24 protein-coding genes are annotated in these 24462 nt (G+C 41.1%); 13 read left to right on the top strand and 11 right to left on the bottom strand.

Annotation, left to right across the window (positions count from 1 at the left end; all coding sequences use genetic code 11):
* Nucleotides 1–18 precede the first annotated feature (18 nt).
* A complete protein-coding gene (locus NH153_RS01120) occupies nt 19–1566 on the bottom strand; it encodes a methyl-accepting chemotaxis protein (protein ID WP_063700162.1) in 1548 nt (515 codons plus the stop codon).
* Between the two features lie 392 nt (nt 1567–1958).
* Between NH153_RS01120 and gshA the strand changes: the two genes are divergently transcribed.
* Together gshA and NH153_RS01105 are read left to right on the top strand one after the other, a co-directional pair.
* The gene (gene gshA / locus NH153_RS01110) at nt 1959–3533 is read left to right on the top strand and encodes a glutamate--cysteine ligase (RefSeq protein WP_063700157.1); all 1575 of its coding nucleotides are present in this window, start codon (nt 1959–1961) and stop codon (nt 3531–3533) included.
* Between the two features lie 135 nt (nt 3534–3668).
* Nucleotides 3669–4277, top strand: coding sequence for a transglycosylase SLT domain-containing protein (locus NH153_RS01105; protein ID WP_063700155.1), 609 nt, complete (start codon nt 3669–3671; stop codon nt 4275–4277).
* Nucleotides 4278–4321: 44 nt separating this feature from the next.
* Here the strand turns inward: NH153_RS01105 and NH153_RS01100 are convergent, their stop codons facing one another.
* The 3 genes from NH153_RS01100 to NH153_RS01090 form a co-directional block, all read right to left on the bottom strand.
* Nucleotides 4322–5161 carry a mechanosensitive ion channel family protein gene (locus NH153_RS01100; RefSeq protein ID WP_063700152.1) on the bottom strand — a complete coding sequence of 280 codons (840 nt, stop codon included), beginning with the start codon at nt 5159–5161 and terminating at the stop codon, nt 4322–4324.
* Between the two features lie 175 nt (nt 5162–5336).
* Nucleotides 5337–6605 carry an HlyC/CorC family transporter gene (locus tag NH153_RS01095; RefSeq protein ID WP_138625242.1) on the bottom strand — a complete coding sequence of 423 codons (1269 nt, stop codon included), beginning with the start codon at nt 6603–6605 and terminating at the stop codon, nt 5337–5339.
* 61 nt (nt 6606–6666) lie between these two features.
* Nucleotides 6667–7470: a cytochrome C assembly family protein gene (locus tag NH153_RS01090; RefSeq protein WP_063700149.1), complete on the bottom strand. Its 804-nt coding sequence runs from the start codon at nt 7468–7470 to the stop codon at nt 6667–6669.
* Nucleotides 7471–7713: 243 nt separating this feature from the next.
* Here NH153_RS01090 and ffh point away from each other — a divergent pair, with 243 nt between their 5' ends.
* The 6 genes from ffh to tyrA all read left to right on the top strand — a co-directional run bounded on the left by ffh (nt 7714) and on the right by tyrA (nt 12877).
* Nucleotides 7714–9090 carry a signal recognition particle protein gene (gene ffh, locus NH153_RS01085; RefSeq protein ID WP_063700147.1) on the top strand — a complete coding sequence of 459 codons (1377 nt, stop codon included), beginning with the start codon at nt 7714–7716 and terminating at the stop codon, nt 9088–9090.
* Nucleotides 9091–9325: 235 nt separating this feature from the next.
* Entirely contained in the window at nt 9326–9574 is a 249-nt protein-coding gene (rpsP, locus tag NH153_RS01080) for a 30S ribosomal protein S16 (RefSeq protein ID WP_063700145.1), read from the top strand.
* 17 nt (nt 9575–9591) lie between these two features.
* Nucleotides 9592–10125, top strand: a complete 534-nt coding sequence (rimM, locus tag NH153_RS01075; RefSeq protein ID WP_063700143.1) for a ribosome maturation factor RimM — start codon at nt 9592–9594, stop codon at nt 10123–10125.
* Complete coding sequence (gene trmD / locus NH153_RS01070; protein ID WP_063700141.1) at nt 10125–10892, top strand: tRNA (guanosine(37)-N1)-methyltransferase TrmD; 768 nt, start codon at nt 10125–10127, stop codon at nt 10890–10892. Before rimM ends, trmD begins: the two co-directional genes overlap by 1 nt.
* A 33-nt stretch (nt 10893–10925) precedes the next feature.
* Nucleotides 10926–11285 (top strand): 50S ribosomal protein L19, encoded by a 360-nt coding sequence (rplS, locus tag NH153_RS01065; protein WP_063700138.1) that lies wholly within the window; start codon nt 10926–10928, stop codon nt 11283–11285.
* A 458-nt stretch (nt 11286–11743) separates the two neighbouring features.
* Nucleotides 11744–12877: a bifunctional chorismate mutase/prephenate dehydrogenase gene (tyrA, locus tag NH153_RS01060; protein WP_063700136.1), complete on the top strand. Its 1134-nt coding sequence runs from the start codon at nt 11744–11746 to the stop codon at nt 12875–12877.
* A 75-nt stretch (nt 12878–12952) separates the two neighbouring features.
* Here tyrA and nhaB read toward each other — a convergent pair whose 3' ends face one another.
* Nucleotides 12953–14533, bottom strand: coding sequence for a sodium/proton antiporter NhaB (gene nhaB / locus NH153_RS01055; RefSeq protein ID WP_063700133.1), 1581 nt, complete (start codon nt 14531–14533; stop codon nt 12953–12955).
* Nucleotides 14534–14801: 268 nt separating this feature from the next.
* Between nhaB and fadR the strand changes: the two genes are divergently transcribed.
* Nucleotides 14802–15515 (top strand): fatty acid metabolism transcriptional regulator FadR, encoded by a 714-nt coding sequence (gene fadR / locus NH153_RS01050; protein ID WP_054561887.1) that lies wholly within the window; start codon nt 14802–14804, stop codon nt 15513–15515.
* A 55-nt stretch (nt 15516–15570) separates the two neighbouring features.
* Here the strand turns inward: fadR and NH153_RS01045 are convergent, their stop codons facing one another.
* Nucleotides 15571–16452 carry an NAD-dependent epimerase/dehydratase family protein gene (locus NH153_RS01045; RefSeq protein WP_063700131.1) on the bottom strand — a complete coding sequence of 294 codons (882 nt, stop codon included), beginning with the start codon at nt 16450–16452 and terminating at the stop codon, nt 15571–15573.
* 281 nt (nt 16453–16733) lie between these two features.
* Between NH153_RS01045 and NH153_RS01040 the strand changes: the two genes are divergently transcribed.
* A complete protein-coding gene (locus NH153_RS01040) occupies nt 16734–17339 on the top strand; it encodes a peroxiredoxin C (protein ID WP_063700129.1) in 606 nt (201 codons plus the stop codon).
* Nucleotides 17340–17406: 67 nt separating this feature from the next.
* Here the strand turns inward: NH153_RS01040 and NH153_RS01035 are convergent, their stop codons facing one another.
* Nucleotides 17407–19932, bottom strand: a complete 2526-nt coding sequence (locus tag NH153_RS01035) for a TonB-dependent receptor (protein ID WP_240494345.1) — start codon at nt 19930–19932, stop codon at nt 17407–17409.
* A gap of 265 nt (nt 19933–20197) precedes the next feature.
* Complete coding sequence (smpB, locus tag NH153_RS01030; RefSeq protein ID WP_063700124.1) at nt 20198–20677, bottom strand: SsrA-binding protein SmpB; 480 nt, start codon at nt 20675–20677, stop codon at nt 20198–20200.
* Nucleotides 20678–20810: 133 nt separating this feature from the next.
* On the opposite strand from smpB, the gene NH153_RS01025 reads away from it, so the two are divergent.
* Entirely contained in the window at nt 20811–21251 is a 441-nt protein-coding gene (locus NH153_RS01025) for a type II toxin-antitoxin system RatA family toxin (protein WP_054551726.1), read from the top strand.
* A complete protein-coding gene (locus tag NH153_RS01020; protein WP_063700122.1) occupies nt 21248–21574 on the top strand; it encodes an RnfH family protein in 327 nt (108 codons plus the stop codon). The genes NH153_RS01025 and NH153_RS01020 overlap by 4 nt, the downstream gene beginning before the upstream one ends.
* Nucleotides 21575–21616: 42 nt before the next feature.
* Here NH153_RS01020 and NH153_RS01015 read toward each other — a convergent pair whose 3' ends face one another.
* A complete protein-coding gene (locus tag NH153_RS01015; protein WP_063700119.1) occupies nt 21617–21979 on the bottom strand; it encodes an outer membrane protein assembly factor BamE in 363 nt (120 codons plus the stop codon).
* Between the two features lie 117 nt (nt 21980–22096).
* On the opposite strand from NH153_RS01015, the gene NH153_RS01010 reads away from it, so the two are divergent.
* Nucleotides 22097–22414, top strand: coding sequence for a GIY-YIG nuclease family protein (locus NH153_RS01010; protein ID WP_063700117.1), 318 nt, complete (start codon nt 22097–22099; stop codon nt 22412–22414).
* Here the strand turns inward: NH153_RS01010 and NH153_RS01005 are convergent, their stop codons facing one another.
* Together NH153_RS01005 and NH153_RS01000 are read right to left on the bottom strand one after the other, a co-directional pair.
* Entirely contained in the window at nt 22415–23326 is a 912-nt protein-coding gene (locus NH153_RS01005; RefSeq protein ID WP_063700115.1) for a M20/M25/M40 family metallo-hydrolase, read from the bottom strand.
* Complete coding sequence (locus tag NH153_RS01000) at nt 23268–24452, bottom strand: tetratricopeptide repeat protein (protein ID WP_063700113.1); 1185 nt, start codon at nt 24450–24452, stop codon at nt 23268–23270. The genes NH153_RS01005 and NH153_RS01000 overlap by 59 nt, the downstream gene beginning before the upstream one ends.
* Nucleotides 24453–24462: the final 10 nt, after the last annotated feature.

Raw genomic sequence — 24462 nt, 5'->3', positions numbered from 1 at the left:
TTTTTGTATTAATCAGCTTTAAACTTTAAAGGTTAATAGCATATCGTTTACTTTGCGTGAGCCTTCAACAAGTCCCGCTGCATCTTTCGCTACGTTGTAACTATGCTTTAAGTTTTCTTCGCTATGACCTCTGATACTTTCAACATTTTCACGAATATCGGCGCTGACAACTTGTTGTTCCTCAGCAGCTGTTGATATCTCAGTGGCAAGACCTGATATTTCATTGATCTGTGCAAAAATGCTCGCAAGCTCAGTTTGTGTATGGGCGGTGGTATCAACACACGAGTCTGCTTGCTCTTTTGTTGATTGCATAACTTTAGACCAGCTAAATAATGTATCTTGAATCTCTTTAATCGAGCTATGAATTTGTGCTGTCGCATTTTGAGTGCGTGAAGAAAGTGCACGTACTTCATCTGCTACAACCGCAAAGCCTCGGCCATGTTCACCTGCACGTGCTGCTTCAATGGCGGCATTCAGTGCTAATAAGTTTGTTTGTTCGGCAATGCCTTCAATCTCACTCATTACTTGGCCAATTTTGTCTGCTTCGCTAGCAAGAGAATTCGCGGTGCTTGCTGCTTGTTCAACTTGGTTAGCCAGATCAGACACCATACTGCTGTTATCTTCAATATGCAGTTTGATATCGTTACAGCTTTGATAAGTTGTTTTAACCTTATCAGCAGTGTGATGTGTATTTGCAGAAATCTCACCAATAGTCGCACTCATTTGTGTCATTGCTGTAGCAATGTCACTCAACCGTTGTCCTTGTGCCGCAATACCTTGTTCTGTCAATGACGATTGTTTGTCTAAGTTAGTGGCGATATCTTTAAACGAGTACGTAGAGTCTTTCACACGACCTAATACAGTTCTGAGCTTAGCAAACAGCATTTGCTGATTGTAGGCAGCAATACTGAAAGGGTGTGAACCGCAATAGACGTAACGTGAGACAGAATCAAATTCAGCACGTTGCTGCTTTAAATGGTTTGGTGTAACAACGAGTTCGTCATAATTTAAAGCAAAAAGCAGGACGACAAGGGCGCAGCTAGCTAAGGTAACCATCCACGAGGTAGTTAGCGCTAATCCAACCACGCCAGCAACCAATAAAATCGCAGACAATAATTGTCTGAGCGAAATATTCTCACGAAATGATGAGATAGATTTTCCATCATTAATTTTAGTGTACAGTGCCATCGCACGGGTTTTTAATTGCTCAGATGGTTTGGTACGTACTGATTGATAGCCAACTAATTGGCCATGTTCATAAATAGGCGTAACGAACGCATCGACCCAATAGTAGCGACCATCTTTACAGAGATTTTTTACCATGCCACGCCATGAGTGACCCTGCTTTAATTTATCCCACATCTCTTTAAATGCCGCTTTAGGCATATCTGGATGGCGTACAATATTATGATTTTTTCCGAGTAACTCTTCTTCGGTATAACCCGCAATAGTACAAAATTCCTTATTTACGTATGTGATTACACCGCGTAAATCTGTGGTAGAGACCAACTCCTGTTTTTCGGAGTATGTCACTTCTTGATTGATGATTTCTTGCCCACGACGCATATGAGTCCTCGAAATATACTTTTTTATGGTGTGCGGATTATAGTCTCAGAAAAATGTAAGGGAAGGGGGAACATATGGTTAACGGTGAAACTTTTAATAATTTCATCTTCCCTTTGATCTAAAACAATATCTTGCCTGAATTATTATGTTTAGCCTCAGTCTTTTATATTAGTTAAAAGGTCTAATATCCTCAAGAAATAAGCCTAAATTGTATTTTTCATGATTTTAGCATCAATGAAGTGCCACCAAAGCAATTGTATAATAGCATCCACAATGGCAAGATTGAGCTTCAAGTGTATAGGTACTGAATGAAACTGATTTTTCGCTCTTGAGTAATTATTTTTTGCCCCCATACACTTAGGATTACAGCCACGCGGCTCGAGGAAGCATTTTTGATAAAACATGATTTAAATAAAACGCTAGAAGCGTTAACGGCACAATTTCCTAACGCAATTAATGGGATTAAACGTGGTATCGAGCGAGAAGCTTTAAGGATCAAACCAAGTGGTGTTATTTCACAACAAGGCCATCCACAAGGCGTGGGTAGTGCTTTAACAAATGATCACGTCACCACCGATTTTTCTGAATCGCTTTTAGAATTTATTACACCGGTTAGTACCTCAGCAGAGCAAACCCTCGCTCAGCTTAAAGACCTGCAAAAGTTCACGCTTTCTCATATGGGCGATGAGCTGCTATGGCCTATCAGTATGCCATGCTTTATTGAACACCAAGATGATATTGTATTGGCGCAATTTGGTGATTCAAATATCGGCCGCATGAAAACACTTTACCGTGAGGGTTTGAAAAATCGCTATGGCAGCATGATGCAAGCGATTGCCGGTGTGCATTTTAATATTTCATTTCCTGAGAGCTTATGGCAAAGCCTGTATAGCTTAAATGGCAGTGAAGGAACACTCGCTGATTCTATTTCAAGTGGCTATTTGGGTCTTATCCGCAACTTTAAGCGCGAACTTTGGTTGATCAGCTTTTTGTTTGGTGCATCGCCAGCATTGTGTAACTCTTTCTTGCAAGGCCGTGAAACTGACTTACCTTTTAAAAAGCTAGGTAAAGGCACGCTTTATTTAGAAGTAGGGACTGCACTTCGTCTTGGTAATTTAGGCTATACCAACAGCGCACAATCGTCTCTACGTGTTATGTATAATTCATTAGAAGAATACGTAGCAGGTTTAAAAGAAGCGATTCATACCTCATCTGATATCTACAGCCATATTGACGATTACACGAGCGCAGAGCCAAAACAGTTAAACAAAAATATTCTGCAAATCGAAAACGAATTTTATTCTCCAATTCGTCCTAAACGAAATGCTGCATCGGGCGAAACCCCGACAGATGCATTACTGCGTGGCGGTATAGAGTACATTGAAGTTCGTGCGCTTGATGTAAACCCATTCAGTGAAACCGGTATCGATTTACAGCAAATTCGCTTCTTAGACGTATTCTTAACATATTGCTTATTGAACGACTCTCCAGAAATGGATTGGCAAGAACAAAAGTTAAGCACAACTAACCTTGATGCCGTTGTTAATGAAGGTCGAAATCCAGAGTTAACCCTCAACAAACAAGGCAACAAGGTTCGTTTGACGGACTGGGCTGGGGCAATTTTTAATGATTTAACAGCCGTTGCGCGTTACATGGATAGTGCATACGGCGTGAGCTATTACAGCGAAACCATTGCTGAGCTTGCAACCTGGGTAAACAGCCCTAGTAAAACTTTCTCTGGCAGATATGTCGGAGCACTGGCAAGTAAAAATCAAGATAATGGGCATTTCGCGTTAGCACTTGCAGAGCAATATAAACAAAATCATCTTGATGCTGAATATCAATTTTATGATCATGCTTTTTTAACCAAACAGGCATCTGACTCTGTACTTAAAGAACGTGAAGTGAAAGCGGCTGACAGTGTGTCTTTTACTGCATTTTTAGATGACTATTTTGCTAAAGCTTAGTAAGGTGAGGCATAAAAAAACGCAGCCTAAGGAGGCTGCGTCAAAGATTCTTCAGGGATGAAACAATGCTATACTGCTGCATTCATAAGTTCAGACTGACCTGATAAGAAAAAGTTCAGCGAGATCCATAAAAAAATGAAAAAAAGTATAATTATTTTATCGCTGGCCGCATCACTGGCTGGTTGTGCAACCGCTCCGCCAGAGCAACCTCATGATATATGTAAGATTTTTGAAGAAAAGCCTGATTGGTATTACGATGCACGTGATGCACAAGAAAAGTGGGGCTCACCTAAACATGTGCTTATGAGCATGATGTATCAAGAAAGCTCATTTCGTCATGATGCAGCGCCGCCAATGGAATATTTCTTATGGGTTATCCCAATCGGTCGTGCAAGCTCTGCCTATGGTTATTCACAAGCAAAAACACCAACGTGGTCAGATTACATCCGTGAAACTGGTAACAGTGGTGCAGATAGGGACGATTTTGACGATGCTATCGACTTTATGGCGTGGTTTGTTTACAAAACACATAAAGTAAATGGGGTATCTAAATGGGATGCCTACGCTCAGTACCTAAACTACCATGAAGGGTGGGGTGGCTATAAACGGGGCACCTATAAAAGCAAAAAATGGCTGATGAATGTGGCAAATAAAGTAAAGCATCGAGCTAGTCGTTATGGTGCACAACTTAAAAAGTGTGAAGCCGATTTAGATAAAAACTGGTTCCAACGTTTATTTAGTTAATGACTAAATAGAAAGCCCGCTTCAATTAGCGGGCTTTTTACTAGCTATTTACCAGGAAACTGGTGAATATGGACATCCCTTTGCGGGAATGGAATCGTGATATCAGCGGCGTCAAAGGCAATTTTAACGCGTTCGTATAAGCCAAAATACACCGGCCAGTAGTTATCTGACTCAACCCACGCCCATACCAACATACCAATATGGCTTTCACCATGTTGACTAACATGGACTGTCGGTTTTTTATCTTCAATGTCTTTTAATACCAAATCATAATCATCAAGCACGCTCATTAGCACGTCACGGGCTTTATGCACATCATCGCCGTAACTGATACCAAATTCGATAGCAACGCGGTGAGTTGGCTCTGCAAACTTATTTTTAACGCAGCCATTTGATAGCGTGCCATTTGGGATAATAATTTTTTCGTTGTCGTAGGTGAGTAAAACAGTGACAAAAATTTGTATCTCAACCACTTTACCCATGTAGCCTTGTGCTTCGATAACATCGCCGACTTTAAAAGGCTTAAAGAACAAGATAAGCACGCCACCTGCAAAGTTAGCTAAGCTGCCTTGAAGAGCCATGCCCACTGCTAGGCCTGCTGCACCCAGCATAGCTATAAACGAGGTTGTTTCTATACCAATCATCGACGCGACAGATATCAGTAACAGTACTTTTAGAATGACTGAGATAAAGGAAACTAAAAAGTGCGTAAGGCCAACTTCGAACTTGACCTTATTCATTGATTTTTCGGCCATATTGGCAATTCTACCAATTAACCACCAACCTATAATTAAAACTAGGATTGCGAGGATAAACTTTGGCCCGTAAAGCATCAGCAATTCGATAGCTTGGTTATAGATTTTTTCGATTGATATTTCGTCCATTTTCATTCCTTGTTATATCAATGTATATGCAAAAGAAATAATAGTAGACGAATAAGGCTGTTGTGTGTGGCTTGCGTGGAGAAATACGAATTTTCAGATATTTTCGATTTGTCAGTAACAAAAAAGGAGTAGCTAGCTACTCCTTTTTCTAATTTAATGCCGGAACTGTTAACGGTTATTCTGTACGTTTACTTGGAATAACTTTAACCAGTTTCACCATGTTTTCTTTTATTTCTAACACTTCGATTGGGTAACCCGCAATTCGTAAACTTAAGTTGGTATCTGGAATATCTTCCAAGTACTCAACGATTAAGCCACTGAGGGTTTTTGGACCATCGATTGGTAATTCCCAACCCATTTCTTTGTTTAGGTCGCGAATGTTTGCACCCCCATCGACAAGCACTGAACCATCATCTTGCTCTGTCACTTCTTCACTTGGTGTGCGTGATTGTGTTGTCGTAAAGTCACCAACAACTTCTTCAAGGATATCTTCAAGCGTTACTAGACCTTGAATATCACCATATTCATCAACCACTAAGCCAATGCGTTCTTTCGATTGCTGGAACTTAAGTAATTGCGTGTTCAATGATGTACCTTCAGGAATGAAGTAAATTTCACGTACAGCACGCAGTAGTGATGGTTTATCGAACTGCTCTTTCGTTAATAGGCGTAATGCATCACGTGAGTGAATAAAGCCAACAGCATCATCTATTTGGTCACGATACAATAGTACGCGAGTATGTTGTGCATGTGTAAGCTGGCGACTAATAAGTTTCCAATCATCATTGATATCAATAGCAACAATTTCGTTACGCGGGATCATGATATCTTCAACGGTAACTTGTTCTAAATCTAAAATTGAAGTCAGCATGCTTTGGTGGCGAGCAGGTAATAGTGCACCTGATTCATTTACCACTGTTTTTAATTCTTCTTTACTTAAGCTGTGCTCTTCAATTTGTGCTGTTGTGATACCAAATAAGCGTAACATGCCGTTGGTCATCCAGTTTACGACAAGCACAAATGGGAAAAGAATTTTCAAAAGGCCTTTTAATACAATTGAGCTTGGGAAAGCGACCTTTTCTGGATAAAGCGCTGCCAGTGTCTTTGGCGTTACTTCGGCAAAGATTAAAACCACTAAGGTAAGTGCGCCGGTTGCAATGGCAATACCGAGATCACCATATAGGCGAATACCAATAATCGTCGCAACCTGTGCTGCAGCGATATTAACTAAGTTGTTACCAATCAAGATCAGACCAATGAGTCTGTCAGGGCGACTTAAAAGTTTGCTGACACGTTTCGCGGCACGATGATCTTCTTTAGCAAGATGGCGCAAGCGAATACGGTTAATTGACATAATTCCAGTTTCAGAACCAGAAAAATAAGCAGAAATAAGTATCAATAATCCCAGTATAATAAACAGGGAACTAGTCGATATGTCGTCCAACGATGGATCCTTTTTTTATAAATCAGTGCATATTAAGCTAGAGACAGCTTGCTGAGTCAAGTTAAAACTTATTTAGAATCACTTCTTGGATGAAACGGCTGCCAAAATAAGCAAGTGATAAGATAAAAGCGGCTATCATGATCGAAAACACCACAGGCTTACCACGCCAGCCTTGACGCAAATGTCCCACAGTAACAACCGTGAAAATCAGCCATGCAATTAACGATAAAACAGTCTTATGAATAAATTCACTCGCAAACATACCTTCTAAAAAGATAAATCCAGAAAGAAGTGCAAAAGTGAGCAAGATAGTGCCGAGTGTGAGTAATTGATAAAGCTGACGCTCAACCACCATTAAAGGAGGTAAGTGGCTGTGTACAATTGCCAAGTCTTTGCGTTTTAAACGCTTATCAATAAAGTAGAACTGCACGGCGTAGAGTGTTGATATGATCAATACACAATAGGCCAACAGCGATAACGAAATATGAGTGACTAAGCCAAGTTCGACATCGATTGAATGTAAAATCACATGATGCGGTATAAATAAACTGGCTAAAGTTAGTATGGCTGCAAAGCCATAAACTACGGGCAATAATAATGTAGCAGGGAATTTAAGGGATACTGCCGTCACGGAGACCACAATGACCCAACAGGTTAATAGTGCAACGTTGACGATACTCAAATCTTGTCCGTCAGCACGAAATACAGAATTAACCAGCAATAACATATGAGCAAGGATAGCCACAGTGCTGAGTATCACCGTGAGTTTTTGGCTTGGACCTTGTTTGTGGAAAAGACGTGAAAGCACATGCGACGTTGCTAACACATAAAACAAACTAGCAATAATAGTTAAACTAATAATCATCGTGTTTTGGCCACTTAATTTATATCGATAAATCCTTGTCTCTTTGATGCCATTGTATTTTATAGCAAGGAAAAAGCATAGAGTTTGTAAAAAGAAACTCAAACAGCGCACTTGAACACTGTATTGTCGACCACCATTTACGGTATACTGCTAGGAATTAAATTTTAATATTGCCTGTATGGTCGTCAAACTTGTCTGTTTTATGTACATTGCAGGTGAAACACGTTTTATCGGAACCTTTACATGTTTGAGAATCTCCAAGAACGCTTAGGTAAAACCTTAAAAAATATCAGTGGCCGCGGACGCCTAACTGAAGACAATATAAAAGATACATTACGCGAAGTCCGCATGGCATTTTTGGAAGCGGACGTTGCCTTACCTGTTGTTCGTGAGTTTGTTAAGCAAGTTAAAGAGCGCGCAGTTGGTGTTGAAGTAACGAAAAGCTTAAGCCCAGGTCAAGTCTTTATTAAGATTGTTCGTGAAGAACTTGAAAAGGCCATGGGTGAAGCAAATGAAGAACTGAGCCTTAATGCACAGCCGCCAGCGGTAGTGATGATGGCGGGTTTACAAGGTGCGGGTAAAACCACCAGTGTTGGTAAATTAGCTAAATTCTTAAAAGAGCGTAAAAAGAAATCTGTATTAGTTGTGAGTGCCGACGTTTACCGTCCTGCGGCAATTAAACAGCTAGAAACACTTGCGAGTGAAGTGGGTGTTGAGTTCTTCCCAAGTGACATCTCACAAAAGCCAGTCGATATTGCGACGAATGCTATTTCACATGCGAAGAAGAAATTTATTGATGTGGTGCTAGTCGATACCGCAGGTCGTCTACACGTTGATAGCGACATGATGGATGAAATTAAAGCACTACATAGTGCAATTAATCCAATCGAAACTTTATTCGTCGTTGATGCGATGACAGGTCAAGATGCTGCAAACACCGCAAAAGCATTTGACGAAGCGCTGCCGCTAAGTGGTGTGATCTTAACCAAGACTGATGGTGACGCCCGTGGTGGTGCTGCATTATCAATTCGTCACATTACTGGTAAGCCAATTAAATTTATGGGTGTGGGTGAGCGCACTGATGCACTTGAACCATTCCATCCAGACCGTATCGCTTCGCGGATCCTAGGCATGGGTGACGTACTTTCATTAATCGAAGAAGTCGAAATGAAAGTCGATAAAGAGAAAGCGGCTAAAGTTGCAGAGAAAGTATTTAAAGGTGATGGTTTTACATTAGAAGATTTTGCTGAGCAACTTCGTCAGATGAAAAACATGGGCGGTATGATGTCGATGCTTGATAAGTTACCGGGCATGCAAAACCTTCCTGATGCTGTTAAAGGCCAAATGAGTGATAAAACTTTTGTACAAATGGAAGCAATCATTAGCTCTATGACACCAAAAGAGCGTGCTCGCCCTGAAATCATCAAAGGTTCTCGTAAAAAACGTATTGCTGCAGGTTCTGGTACACAGGTGCAAGAAATCAATAAACTGCTTAAACAGTTTACGCAAATGCAGAAGATGATGAAGAAGATGAAAGGTAAAGGCGGCATGATGAAAATGATGCGCGGCATGAAAGGAATGCTTCCGCCGGGAATGCTAGGCGGCGGTCCTAAGTTCTAAGCATTCATGCTTTCATTAAAAAAGGAGCAAGTCGCTCCTTTTTTAATGGATAAATTATGCATAATTGTTACGCTGATGTAATATCTAACGCTCAGATCAGTGTTTAATCAACTTAACTTACATTTTGCCGCAGTTCTTACTTGCAATATTACAAAAAACTCGTACAATTCCCCGGCTTCCCATATTGGGGAGTAAATCTTATTAATGAAAACAGTCAATCTATGTAGAGGACGGTATGGTAACTATTCGTTTGCAACGTGGTGGCGCTAAAAAACGCCCTTTCTATCAAATTGTGGTTGCGGATAGCCGTTTCTCGCGTGACGGTCGCTTCATCGAGAAAGTAGGTTTCTTTAACCCTATCGCTGCAGGTCAGGAAGAAAAAGTACGTTTAGATTTATCTCGTGTTGATCACTGGGTAGGTCAAGGCGCATCTCTTACAGATCGCGTAGCTAAGTTAGTTAAAGACGCTCGTAAAGCGGCTTAATAGGCGTAAGTGTAACCATGAGTCAAGAGAACACCTCGATTATTACAGTAGGAAAGCTCGGTGCCCCATATGGTATAAAGGGCTGGCTTAAGGTGCATTCATTTACTGATGATCCCGAAGGGATCTTCGATTTCAGCCCATGGTTGATAGGGCAACAAGGTAAATGGCAGACCTTAGAAGTGGTCGACTGGCGTCGCCACAACAAAGGCTTTATCGCTAAAGTTGCGCAAGTAAACGACCGAGACGAAGCAATGGCTTTGACCAATGTAGAAATCTCAGTAGATGCAGCGCAGCTACCAGAATTACCGCAAGGTGAATTCTATTGGCGAGATCTCATCGGCATGTCTGTTGTAACCGATAAAGGTTATGACTTAGGTATTGTTGATGACCTAATGGAGACAGGGTCAAATGACGTTTTGGTTGTGAAAGCAAACAAAAAAGATGCATTTGGCCAAGCAGAACGTTTAATTCCTTTCTTAACAGATTCTGTTATCAAAGAAGTTAAGCATGATGCGAGAGAAATTACCGTAGACTGGGACCCAGGGTTTTAATGTCACAAACGAGTTCACTATGGGTTGGGGTTATTAGCCTTTTCCCGGACATGTTTGATGCGATTACCACCCAAGGTGTTACTGGTCGCGCAGTTAAAAATGGTCTAATCGACTTTAACTGCTGGAATCCACGTGACTATGCGACTGATAAGCATAGAACTGTGGACGATCGTCCTTACGGGGGCGGTCCTGGCATGTTAATGATGGTTGAACCATTGAAACAAGCTATCCTTGACGCTAAAAAGGCGGCAGGTGATGGCGCTAAAGTAATTTATATGTCCCCGCAAGGGCGCAAATTAGATCAGCAAGGTGCAACTGAGCTTGCACAATCAGAAAAGTTGATTCTAATTGCCGGTCGCTATGAAGGTATAGATGAGAGAATCATAGAATCATACGTTGACGAAGAATGGTCAATTGGAGATTTTATTCTGAGTGGTGGTGAATTACCCGCTATGACGCTAATTGATGCAGTAGCACGATTAGTTCCAGGTGTGTTAGGTCACAATCAGTCAGCAGAGCAAGATTCATTTTCGGATGGATTGCTTGATTGTCCACACTATACACGGCCAGAGACATTGGATGATAAACAGGTGCCTGCTGTATTACTCAGTGGAAACCACCAAGAAATCGCTAAGTGGCGCTTAAAGCAATCACTTGGTCGAACTTGGCTTCGTCGTCCTGACTTGTTGCATAACCTAGCTCTGACTGAGGAGCAAGCGGCACTACTTGCAGAATTCAAGCAAGAGTACCAACAAGCTTGTGGCTAGAAGACAGTTACACCTAGGAAAGTGAGAAATATAATGGCAAAAGTAAACCAAAACATTATTAAAGCGCTTGAAGAAGAGCAGCTTAAATCAGACGTACCAGCATTCGGCGCTGGTGATACAGTAGTTGTACAGGTACGTGTTAAAGAAGGCGAGAAAGAGCGTCTACAGGCCTTTGAAGGTGTTGTAATCGCTAAGCGTAATCGTGGTCTTCACTCAGCATTCACAGTTCGTAAAATTTCGAGCGGTGAAGGTGTTGAGCGTGTATTCCAAACGCACAGCCCTCTTATCGATAGTATCTCAGTTAAACGTCGCGGTGCTGTTCGCCGTGCGAAACTTTACTATCTACGTGAGCGTTCTGGTAAATCTGCACGTATTAAAGAGAAACTTAACTAATACGCGCGTTTTTACTACGCAAAATAAAACGGGTTGCAGCCTCTGGTTGCAACCCGTTTTGGTTTTTAAAGCGAAAATTTCTCATCACTCCCTTCTCTATAGCATCTCTGTAAACACTTCGTCTTTGCAGCATTCTATATAATACCAATCCGCAATAATACTTAATCATTTTGAGGGATTAAACCTGTCGCTACCTGCGTTAAAAATTTCTGATTTAGAACAACTAAATAACGAAATTTTTGCCTTGTTATCAACGAGGTTTTATTGCCTCAAAATAGACCACTTTATTAAGCGAATTGGTATAAATCATTTTGTTATTGATTAGCAGCCGGTACATTAGTGTTGTATCTTGCTAGCCCTTTGTACTTCAGTCTTTATCCTGTTACTATAATTCGTATTGAAAGCTTTACTTTTTCGTATATATAAATTTACGTTTTTAGGGTTTGAGGTGTAATAACGTGGTAACAGTGAATGATCTAGCTGATTTAAGAGCTGGAATAGATGAATGTGATGCGCAATTGGTGGCATTACTGGCTAAACGTAATGGTATAACAGAAAAAATTGGGGCAATTAAACAACAAATTGGCGCACCATTACATGCACCTGATCGTGAGGCAGATTTACTTGCTGCTCGTCGACAAGAAGCTGTCGCTCAAGGGGTTAATCCTGAGTTAGTGGAAGATATACTTCGCCGTATGATGCGTGAAGCATATCAAAATCAGCAAGGTAGCCTTGCTTGTGCTGCACCTCAGTTATCGCCGATAGTGATTGTTGGTGGTGAAGGGGCAATGGGCCAGTTATTTGCTCAGCAGTTTAAGCGTTCTGGTTATGAAGTTCGTATTTTAGATAAAGCACAACAAGCACAAAGTGAAGCGATATTAAAAGGGGCTAAATTAGTTCTTGTTAGTGTGCCAATTAATGCGCTTGAGCAAGTTGTTGCCGCATTACCGACGCTTGATGATGATTGTTTGTTAGTTGATATTACCTCGGTTAAACAAAAGCCTTTAAAAGCACTTATGGCAGCTCATAGCGGTCCTGTCGTGGGATTACACCCCATGTTTGGTCCAGATATTTCGCATTGGGTTAAGCAAACGGTCGTTGTCTGTGAGGGACGCAATCATGAAGTAGCGCAAGGTTTATTGGCACAATTACAGGTGTGGGGCTGTCAAGTTGTTGAAATGGATGCTAAAAAACATGATGAAGCAATGCAGATCATTCAGGTAATGCGCCACTTAACGACTTTTGTATACGGGCAGTTTCTTGCAAAGCAAAGTCATACACTCGCAGAGCTTCGTAGCTGTTCATCACCTATATATCAGCTCGAGTTAATGATGGTAGGGCGCTTATTTGCCCAGTCACCTGAGCTTTACTCTGACATTATGCTGGCACAATTCGATGATGTAGAGTCACTACTGGCTAATTACCAAGAAACCTTTGCTGAAACGCTCGAAAAGCTTAAAGCAGGGGATAAAGCATCATTGATTGCAGCCTTTGCTGATGCGAAAGAATACTTCTCAGATGCGACAGCACATTTCTTAACGCAAAGCCGCAGCTTACTCAACAAAGCAAATGACGCAAAGGTACTCGATTAAATAGTGCTAATCGATAAAAAAGCCCGCAACTAAGCGGGCTTTTTATTATTTCAAATTCTCTTGAGTCTCACCAATCTAGTGTCCACTTACTGAGCCGGGTAACGCACCTGTGTGGTGGTTAATTAAGCCCCATTGATACAGCAAGTCCGTCATGTCTGAAAGGCTGAATAAAGTCATACTTAAACCGACAATCGTCAACACGATGGTATAAGGTAGCGCCATGTAAACCATGCGGCCATAAGATAGCCTTAACACAGGGGCTAACGTTGATGTAAGCAAGAATAAGAACGCAGCTTGTCCATTTGGGGTGGCAACACTTGGCAGGTTGGTACCGGTATTGATTGCTACAGCTAACAAATCAAACTGATCACGAGTAATTTGACCTGCCTGTAATGCAGCAGCTACTTCATTGATATACACAGTGCCGACGAAAACGTTATCGCTGACCATCGACAGAATACCGTTGGCTATAAAGAACATCACCAGTTGTAGCTGACCCTCAAAGGTCAGAACCCAAGATATTACAGGCGTGAATAAATGTTGGTCGATAATCACCGCAACAATCGAGAAGAATACGCACAGTAAGGCTGTGAATGGCAAGGCTTCTTCAAATGCTTTACCAAGCTGATGCTCTTCAATGATACCGGCACTGGCTGTTGCAAAAATAATTACAGATAAACCAATTAAACCAACTGTTGCCAAGTGAAGGGCCAGACCAATGATCAACCAAACAGCAATAAAAGCTTGAATAGCTAAGTTCACTTTATCGCGTGTAGTGCGTTTTTTCTCAAGCTTTTTAGCGTGATCAGCTAAAATCGTGTGAATTGGTGCAGGTAGTTTTGCACCATAACCAAATGCTTTAGTCTTTTCGAGTAAAAAGGTTGTAGCAATACCGGCAATCATCACAGGCAATGTGATTGGCAGCATACGGAAGAAAAATTCGCCGAATAACCAGCCAGCACGCTCAGCAATGATTAAATTTTGTGGCTCACCCACCATAGTACATACACCACCTAAAGCTGTACCGATTGATGCATGCATTAATAAGTTACGTAGAAAAGCACGGAACTCTTCAAGTTCTTGACGGTTTACTGGGCGCACTTGGTTGTCATCATTAATATCATGCTCACTGTTTGAGTCTTTACCAGATGCCACCTTATGATAAATGCTGTAAAAACCCATTGCGACCGCAATGACCACAGCCATTACCGTTAACGCATCTAAGAAAGCAGATAAAAATGCGGCTGAAATGGTGAACGACAGTGATAACACGGTTTTACTACGCACCGAGACAACAAGCTTTGTAAAGATATACAAGAGTAAATCTTTCATAAAGTAAATGCCTGCAACCATAAAGATAAGTAGCAGAATTACATCGATATTTTGAACTATTTCATGTTCAACTTGGCCGGCGGTCGTCATCCCAATAAACAACGCCTCTATTGCTAACAAGCCTCCTGGTTGCAGAGGGTAGCATTTCAGTGCCATTGCTAATGTGAATATAAACTCTAAAACTAGCACCCAGCCAGCAACATAGGGATTAAGTTGAAATAAAATAGGGTTAATCAGTAAAAAAGCAACAATGGTGTATTTATACCATTGTGGCGCTGTACCCAAAAAATTCTTAAATATTGCTGTCAAAATGCTTTGTTGCATTGATGTACCCCAAGGTTGAGCTTTATTATTAATGCTAAATTAATGCAGATGTTTCTAGCTGTAAATAGATACTGTTTAATATTTTAGTATATCTAAAGTATTGTTGTTTGGTGCGCTTTTAAGCCAAAAGGTCATTTATTTACCTAGATCTTCTAGATTTTTATGCACACCAGAGTTAGTTTACTTGTTAGTTGCTGATCATCTGGTACAATCAGTGGGTTGATCGCCAAAGGCGGTAAAAGTAGTTGCTAACTCAAGTGGAAATTGAATGAGAATTTTTAAAGCGAAAAGCCCAGCAGGTTTTGCTGAAGAATACATTGTTGAATCTATTTGGAATGGTGACTTTCCGCCTGGCTCAATTCTTCCTGCTGAACGTGAATTGTCAGAACTGATTGGTGTCACACGTACAACGTTACGTGAAGTACTTCAGCGTCTAGCCCGTGACGGTTGGTTAACAATCCAACATGGTAAACCAACTCGGGTAAATAACTTCTGGGAAACTTCAGGTCTTAATATTCTAGAAACGCTAGCACGTCTAGATGAAGACAAAATGCCAGAGCTAACTGATCAATTACTTTCGGCACGTACGAATATCAGCGCGATTTACACTCGTGCAGCAATCAAGCTAGCGCCAGAGCGCGTTATTGAAATTTTATCGCAAAGTGAAGAGCTTGAAGACAGTGCTCAAGCATTTGCTGATTACGATTATAAAGTTCATCACGAATTGGCTGTCGCAGGTAATAACCGCATTTACGTGCTTATCTTAAATGGCTTTAAAGGCTTCTATTCAAAAATTGGCTGCCATTACTTCTCTGATTCACGTACACGTGAATTAGCACGTCAGTTTTATAAAGATTTAACTGAATTGGCAGAGCGCCGTGAACATGACGGTGCGATTTCTATGATGCGTAAATACGGTCATCAAACAGGTGAAATCTGGCAGCAGATCCGTGGTGACATGCCGGAAGATATCATGGACTAAGTGTCTAATATTGATCTATTATTTTAAGAACCCAGCGAAAGCTGGGTTTTTTGTTTTAGTTATTTTTAAGCACCGGAAGCACTTCAGCGCTTTCATCATCAAGCATCGCTAAAACACTGTTAAAATCATGTTTGGGGTACCAGCCTAGTTGCTGCTGCGCTTTAGTTGAATCGTATACTCGGTCCAAACTAGTTGGTAATGGCCAGCCTCGCTGCTTGAAAGCACCTGCTAAAGTAGGGATCCGTTCTGCAATGAGTTTATCTGCTTGCCTATATATTTGCTGGCAATCTTCTTTTGAATAGGGCGTAACGCCGGAAATGATGAAGCGATTAAAACCATTGAGTTTTTTCTCAATCGCACATAAATGTGCATGAGCAACATCACGCGCGTCTATACCTCTACTATTGCGAAATAGCGCCATAATATCGGCAGGTTCAGGAAAGCAGCGAGACATTTGTAAAACCGTGATAGGCAATGTGTGCTTTATTGAAATCGCCTCAAGTTTGGCTTCTGCGGCAATTTTAGTTTTATGATAAATAGATTTTGGCTTTGGTATAACTTGTTCGGTTATCCAGCCAGTTTTACCTAATGGTGTGGATGCTGAACCATAAAGCGCTGTGGTGCTGGTAAAAATAAACTGTTTTACACCAGCTTCTATTCCTAACAGTGCAAGTTGTTCGGTCGCGTCCACATTTATAGTGTAAAAATTATCATCAGAGTGCAAGCCAACATGTGGGGCATGTAAAGCAGCTGTGTGTATTATCACATCTACGCCATCTAGCGCTTGTTTAATTAAATCATGATCACGTATATCCCCCACATAATCAGCAGTGGAGCAGGGGGTTTTATCTAAACCAACCACATCATAACTTGTCATTAATTTAATATAGATTGCACGTCCAACACGACCTGCTGAACCAGTGATCAGGACTTTCATTTTTCTACCTAGTGATTCGCGTCATGCATATTTTATCAGATTTTAGCCGCTGATTTTGCAGCTATTGGCTACTGTTCTATTTTGGGAATCGCTCAATATGGTTACGAATCAATTTTTCCGATTGAGCATATCGCTTTTTTCGATTGTTCATTTGTCTGTAACCTCATTAAACTATCTTGCAAATTATCAATGCTTACTCTTGGTTTTTGCTATTTAGTAACCATATCTAAGTGAGTATTGCATAGGCAATTGGAAATAAACTCAAATATTTGGAGATAAAAATGGGTGTATTAGTTGGCCGTCAGGCACCAGACTTTACTGCAGCAGCTGTTCTTGGTAACGGTGAAATCGTTGAAAACTTCAACCTAAAAGAAACTATCAAAGGTAAAAAAGCAGTTATCTTCTTTTACCCGTTAGACTTCACTTTCGTATGTCCTTCTGAGCTAATCGCTTTCGACAAACGTTTTGAAGAGTTCCAAAAGCGTGGCGTTGAAGTAATCGGTGTTTCTATCGATTCACAATTCTCACACAATGCATGGCGTAACACTGCCGTTGCTGACGGTGGTATTGGTCAAGTTAAATATGCACTAGTTGCAGACGTTAAACACGAAATCTGTCAAGCATACGACGTTGAGCACCCAGAAGCTGGTGTTGCTTTCCGTGGTTCTTTCCTAATCGACGAAGAAGGTAACGTACGTCACCAAGTAGTTAACGACCTTCCTCTAGGCCGTAACATCGACGAAATGCTTCGCATGGTTGATGCACTAGCGTTCCACAGCGAGCACGGTGAAGTATGTCCAGCTGGTTGGACTGAAGGTAAAAAAGGTATGGACGCAAGCCCTGCAGGTGTTGCTAAATTCCTTTCTGAAAACGAAGGCGACCTATAATTTAGGCCTAAGTTAAAGAATTAAAAAACCCGCCAATTGGCGGGTTTTTGTTTTAAGCTCAACGAGGTTAATTAAAACGCATTGTTAGTTTAGTATAGAAATAACGACCACGTGGGTTATGTACGCTTGATACATAGCCATATAAATCGCTATCACCATCACCGATTGCAAACGGAGGATCTTCATCAAATACGTTGTTAATACCAACAGATAACTTTAACTTCTCAGAAAAGTTATACGCAGTTTGGAAGTCCACCAATGTTTGTGAGTCGACAGTTCGAGATGTATTGCTATCAAAATCTAGATTACCATCGAAATCAATGTCAGGAGTGTCTTCAAACTCACCAATGTAACTTACATTAATGTTTGTATTGAAATCACCCATTTCCCAGTTTGTTGAGAAAATCCAACGGTTTTCAGGATAACGATACTCGCCAGTGTAATCACGGCCATCTTTCTTAAATTCGTTTTGGTAAGCCCACTCTAAGTTGAATTTTAAGAAGCCGTAATCGTTCATTGCATGTGTATAGTTTGCTGATACATCGACACCAGACACTTCTTGTGATGATACGTTCTCGAAGGTACTGTAAACCTTTTGAATTACACCTAAACTTAAACCATTTTGCGGCGCTAAACGCACACAAACAGTGCTGTTTTGATCGTTACAGTTTTCATCATAGATTGGGCCAAACTCTTGTTCGTCGATCTTGTTGTCTTGCGTTATGCTCCATACATCGATACCGAAGCCAAATTCAGCAGTTGGTGCCCAAATGAATCCCACATTCCAAGACTCTGATTCTTCAGCTTCAAGGTTCGGGTTACCCGCAAATTGGATATTGTAATCTAGGGCGTTACAGTCAAGTCCAGTTGCCTGACAGCGGTAAGTATCTACAAAGAACTGACTTTCTTCCGACGGACCTAAACCAATTTGTGCCAGTGAAGGCGCGCGGAAACCTTGAGCCCACGAACCACGAACAGTGATCGAATCTGTTGGTGCCCAACGAACAGCCACTTTAGGGTTTGTTGTTGAGCCAAAATCGCTGTAGTCATCGTATCGACCTGCTAATTGAAGCTCTAGGTTATCAGCTAACGGAATTGAAAACTCAATATAAGCTGCGTATTGGTCGCGTTCAGCAGCGGCTGATACAGACTCAGTACCAAAGATTAAACCACGTTGGAATTGATCGTCTGGAATATCGCTTACATCTTCTTCACGGTATTCAATACCAGCAGCCATCATTACTACATCATCGCCAAAGCTAAATGCTTCGCCACTGATATTTGCATCAAATGAGGTCATATGAGACTCACCACGGCGTACTAAGCTTGTAGTAATACGGTCAATAACTGCTTGGTCATTATAGGTGCCACCAAATGGGTTATAGTTACCTGCATCGATTTCTTGTTGCAAGAAATCAGTGCGCACCCAACCTTGGCTTCTGTCACCCGTTTGCATTGATTTACTGCGACCTTTTTGAACTGCAGCTTCCCAGCTCCAATCACTGATCTCACCTTTTAAGCCTGCAACAAAACGCAGCGTATCTGATTCAATATCCCATTGACGAGGGCCGGCGTCTACGGTTCTATAACGACCAATTTCGATATCTTGGCCAAATGGGTTATTTGGATGACTTGCTGGTACGGTTAAACCGGCATCTTCATCAAGAGGCGTCGGTGCACCTGCAGCTTGCGAACTATTGTGTTGTACTGCAACCTCTAAGAATGCCGATATGCCATTATCAAAGTTATATTCAAACTGTGAAATAGCACCAACACGTTCAGATGCAGGGGTTACGTAACCATACGGGCCGTAGTCAAATAAGCAGCTGCCACTTGCAGTTGCATTTTCTGCCGGACAGGCCGGATCAATGGTTTTTTCGCCATCTACATAAAAGTAGCCCGGGAAACCACGCGATGAGCGAAAATCCATACCACCGTATGGTTCTTGATTTGCTGTGCCCAGACGACCCATTTCATCAGAAGAGAGTGCGGTGTTGTTGAAGTAATCAATAATAATTGATGCGCTGCTTTTCTCTGTACTGGTACCCCAAACTAGGCTTGCTGTTTTTTCTTCATAACTCGGTCCATCAGTGCCACCATATCCAAGGTTAACCTCTAGACCGTTAATATCTTTCTTTAAGATAATATTAACTACACCTGCAACTGCATCAGAACCATAAATAGCTGATGCGCCATCCTTTAAAATATCGATACGCTCAATCGCAGAGACAGGGATTGAGTTGATATCAACAAATGAATTAGTAATGCTTTCAGCAAAAGCGCTAATAGATACACGACGGCCATTAATAAGTACCAATGTTGCGTCTGAGCCTAAGCCCCGAAGGCTGACAGCAGCAGCACCATTAGCTGTAGAGTCTTGGTTATTACCGCGAGTAGAGAAAGTACCATTACCGGCAACAGGCATACGCTCTAATAGTTGTTGTAGGTTGTCGTAGCCCATGTTATCGATGTCTGCACGACTGATTGATTGAACCGGTGATGGCCCTTCAATATCAGAGCGCTTAATGCGAGAACCTGTAACTTCAATACGTTCGACCTTTTCAGCTCCGTCTGACTCTGCAGCAGCAGACATAAAACTTGTGCCTGCTAATGCTGCAACTGTAAATGCATAGAGAGGTCGTTGTATAAAGCGATGAGTGTTCTTCATATATTTCAATCCTTGTATAATTGTGAAAGTATTGTGAATTAATTACAGTAAAGATTGATATCATGTAAATGTAGGTGATTGAAATAGCAAAAAAGTATGGGTTTATTAAAGGGGTAGGGTTCTTAAGTAGGGAAAGTCAGGACTGGTAAGGGGTACGAGCCTACCAAAAAGGTTAGGCTCATTTCATATATTAAGCTTTATGCTTCATTAGGCGTTCTTTTTCACGTGCCCAATCTTTATTTTTTCCGTCTTCACGTTTGTCGTGCATCTTTTTACCTTTAGCAAGGTGGAACTCCAACTTCACCCAGCATTTTTTCCAGTACATTGCAGTAGCGATTAATGAAAATCCGTCGCGTTCTGTTGCACCGATTAGACGATCGATTTCACGCTTATTTAAAAGTAACTTACGATAACGAAGTGGATCGCAGATTACATGAGTAGAAGCACTGTTGAGAGGCTGAATTTGACTGCCAAGTAAAAATGCTTCGCCGTTTTTAATGTGAATATAAGTCTCAGAGATGTTTACTTTACCAGCTCGGATACTTTTTACTTCCCAGCCCTGTAGTTCAACCCCTGCTTCGAACTTATCGTGTAAAAAATACTCATGACGCGCTTTTTTGTTAAGCGCGATGGTATTACTTGTCGATTTAGATGATTTTTTCTTAGCCATAGTGGCTCATATTATACGTAAAAACAGCGTTTTTACATCGCTTTTTTAAGGCTTTGCAGAAATTTTCGCATCACTAAAATTTGGGGAAATAGCTAAAGCTTGCTAAAATTCGCCGACAAAGTTGGGAGTGAATATGCCGCAGATAGAAAAAAGTGCGCTGGTAATGTATAGCAGCAAAGAAATGTTTGATTTAGTGAATGATGTTGATGCTTATCCTGAGTTTTTACCACATTGTTCAGATGCAAAAATCATTACTCAGCAAGCCAGTGGCATGACGGCCAGTTTGGAGATCTCAAAAGCGGGTTTAAAAAAGTGGTTCACGACTGAAAATACTTTTATTGACGAACAAACGGTTGCCCTTCGCTTAGTTGATGGCCCTTTTAAAAAGTTGCAGGGTAAATGGCACTTTTTACCGCTGGACGATAAAGCATGTAAAGTGCAGCTTCACCTAGAATTTGAATTTGCCAGTAAACTCATTGAGCTTGCGTTTGGCAAAGTGTTTAACGAAGTGGCTAAGAACATGGTTAATGCATTTACACAACGCGCTAAAACGGTATACGGAGTTCGCCCATGATAACGGTAGAAGTGGTGTTTGCTTTACCAACAACAGCAACCAGTTTATTAGTAGAAGTGCCAGTAGGTACTACTGCTGAGCAGGCGGTTATTAAATCTGGTATTATCGAGAAGTGCCCTGAAATTGATGCAAATGATTTAACTCTGGGTATTTGGAATCGCACATGTAAGCTTAATCAAGAAGTGAAGCAAGGGGATCGTATTGAGATTTATCGACCTCTTATTGCGGATCCGAAGGATGCACGTAGACGCCGAGCTGAAAAAGCCAAAGAAGAAGGCCGAGCTAATAAAATTACAGGCGGGCGCCCACTTAATAAGGCATAAAAAAGGGTAGCTTAGGCTACCCTTAATTAATTCGAATTAATATTACTCTTGTTCTAACGGTGTATTAAATTCGCTAGGTTGCTCATAATCACCCGATAATGAAACAAGCTTATCATTTTCAAAGTTAATAACGAGCGATTTACGCTGTTCGTTACTACGGTCGATATTAAATACATACAGGTAATGCCAAGTATTGTTATCGAAAGAGTCTTCAGCGACAGGCTTTCCTAGTACGTAAAGAACTTGCTCGCGAGTCATATTAACACGTAGCTTATCTACATCTGATTGCTCTAAGAAGTTACCTTGTGGAATATTGATACGGTAAACCCAGCTTGAACACCCTGCTGTAGCACTTAAAGTAAGGGTAAGTACTAACCAAAAAGAAAAAGTTTTAAACGACTGCATTATTTGTTTGAATCCTTATTTTTTATACACTGCATGATACCGATTAGTCACAGAAGGTAAAACCCTTTTCAGTAATTGTTTTTACTGAAATGCGATTAACAATCACGAGGCACAGATTTGACCACAACAAACCCAGAAAGTTTACAGCAGCCTATAAAAAACAACGATAATTCAGAGACTCTGTGGCATTTGTATATAGTGCAAACACGTTTAGGTCATTGGTACACTGGGATCAGCACCAATGTTGAAAAGCGTTTTATGCAGCATCAAGCAGGGAAAGGAGCTAAAAATCTAAAGGGAAAAGGGCCTTTAACACTTGTCTATCAACAACAAGTGGGCAACCGAAGTGAAGCTACTAGATTAGAAATTAACGTAAAAAAACTCAATAAAGCGCAAAAGAAGCAGTTCGTCTTAACATCTGAACTACCGAAGTAACTAGCTAGGTAGCTTTTCGACAAATTCAGCTATTTTTTTCATCGCAGATTCAAATAGAGTAAAGTCGATGTGCGCCGTTGTGTCGGTACTTTGGTGATGGTGTTTGTCATGCCCTATGCCAAAGTAAATGTAAGGGATCCCCGCCTTAGCGAATGAATAATGATCGCTTGCTCTGCGCCAATCGACATTGAGGTCAAATAACCGATTTAGTCTTGCAGATGAACTTGTTGCCATAAAGGTTATTTGTTTATCCGATAGGGTTTTAATGTCAGTTTGATATTGTGCTAATGATTGATTATCTAAAAACGCATAGATACGTGGCTTTCTTGGGTTCACAACGAGCATATCTAAATTGATATTAAGTTTTATCTCGTCTTTATTAAGCGTTGATACTAAATATTCGCTACCGTGCAGGCCATTTTCTTCTGCGTCGGTTGCTACAAAAACTAACTGATATTGTTTAGGCTTTTCTGCAAAGTAACTGGCTAAATACAATAAAGCAGCAACACCGCTGGCATTGTCATTGGCGCCCGGGTAAAGCCGACTTCCTTTTTGCCCTAAGTGATCATAATGGGCTGTAAAAATGATTTTTTCACACTTCTCGCAATGACTACTTTTGGTCGCAACAACGTTCCGCCCAAAAGCCTTGCCAAAGAGCCCTGACTGATAAGCAAATGTTTGCTCATCAACAGTGTAACCAAGTGAAATAAAACGCTCAGAAATAAACTCAGCGGCTAACTGAGCGCCTTGAGTCGCCGTTTTTCGCCCTGTAAATTGAGCTGATGTTAGCGTGACGACGTCTTGCTCTAAGTTTGTATTGGCAAAAGCTTGCCCGCAGTGAAGCAGCAGGGCACTACTGGTAATGAGTAAGCTTAGCTGTATGCGAGCGAAGCGCTTGTAATTTACCTTCATAACGCTGTTTATCATGATCAAAGTCTGCTTTGTCGTTTGCTAATGTTAAGTGCTTTTTAGCAAGCTTTAGGTCACCTAATTGGTAATAGGTACGTGCTAAACCAAAATCAGTATCATGCAGAGTGGGGTTTAAGTCACGGGCTTTTTTGTAGTGCTTAATGGCATCTTGATAACGGGCTGTTGTATAGGCGTCATTACCTAAAGAAATATGATAATAGGGGTTTGCTTGGCGCTTTTTATCAAGCTTGGCTAATATTGCTTGGCCGAGGTCTTGGCGATCAGTGAGGTTATAGAGCCTTGCTAAATTACCCAATGCGGTGTTGTTATCTGGATCTAAACTAATCGCGTATTGGTAGGCCGTTTCAGCATTTTCATAATCATTTGTTAATCTGAATAACACCCCGAGGTTGCCCCAAGCGCCTGAATAGTTGCTATCAATATCCACAGCCGCTTTGTAATAGCTAAAAGCAATATCATAATCATGCTTTAACATCGCTGCTGCGCCTTTATTGTTATAAAACATCGCTGTGATGCGGGCTTTATTAATGTTACTGGTTTTAAATGCTTCTTGGCGGCTATTTGGGTCAAAATCTATGATTAAAGAGCGTTCTTCTGGATAAATGACTTTACGATTTACCACTTGTTTCTCAGACTCTCTTACTTTTAAGTTGATATGACCGGTAAGTAAATTAAAGCCATTATCAAGTGCCCAATACTCTGGAATGTGTACTTTTTGAAATTGCCCATCAAGGCCAAGGTATTCCGCAAGGCTATACGCTAAAATCGATAACGATAAACAGTTGGCGTTTAAATTTGAATAGGCTTGAGTGGCCGTTAAGGTAGCGCCAGATTGATAGGACAACGAAGCATCACCATTTTGCAACAAAAATTTGAGTAAACGCTTAGTGCTTTGCAGTGACCGACTGTCTTTTGGAAAGGCACTATCAAGTTGTGTCCGAACATGTTCGCTCAGAGCAAAGATCTCTTCTTGAGTTTCAACCTCAATGGGACTGAATTCAGTACTTTGCGTTAAAGCTAGTGGGGGAGGTGCTGATTTATTTTCTGTGCTACTACACGCGGTTAATAAGCAAAAGCTTGATACTAAAACGATGGTAAATGATTTCATCTGACCCTCT

Source organism: Pseudoalteromonas gelatinilytica, from assembly GCF_001641615.1.
Taxonomy (GTDB): Bacteria; Pseudomonadota; Gammaproteobacteria; order Enterobacterales; family Alteromonadaceae; genus Pseudoalteromonas; species Pseudoalteromonas gelatinilytica.
This window is presented reverse-complemented; position numbering and strand designations above follow the sequence as displayed.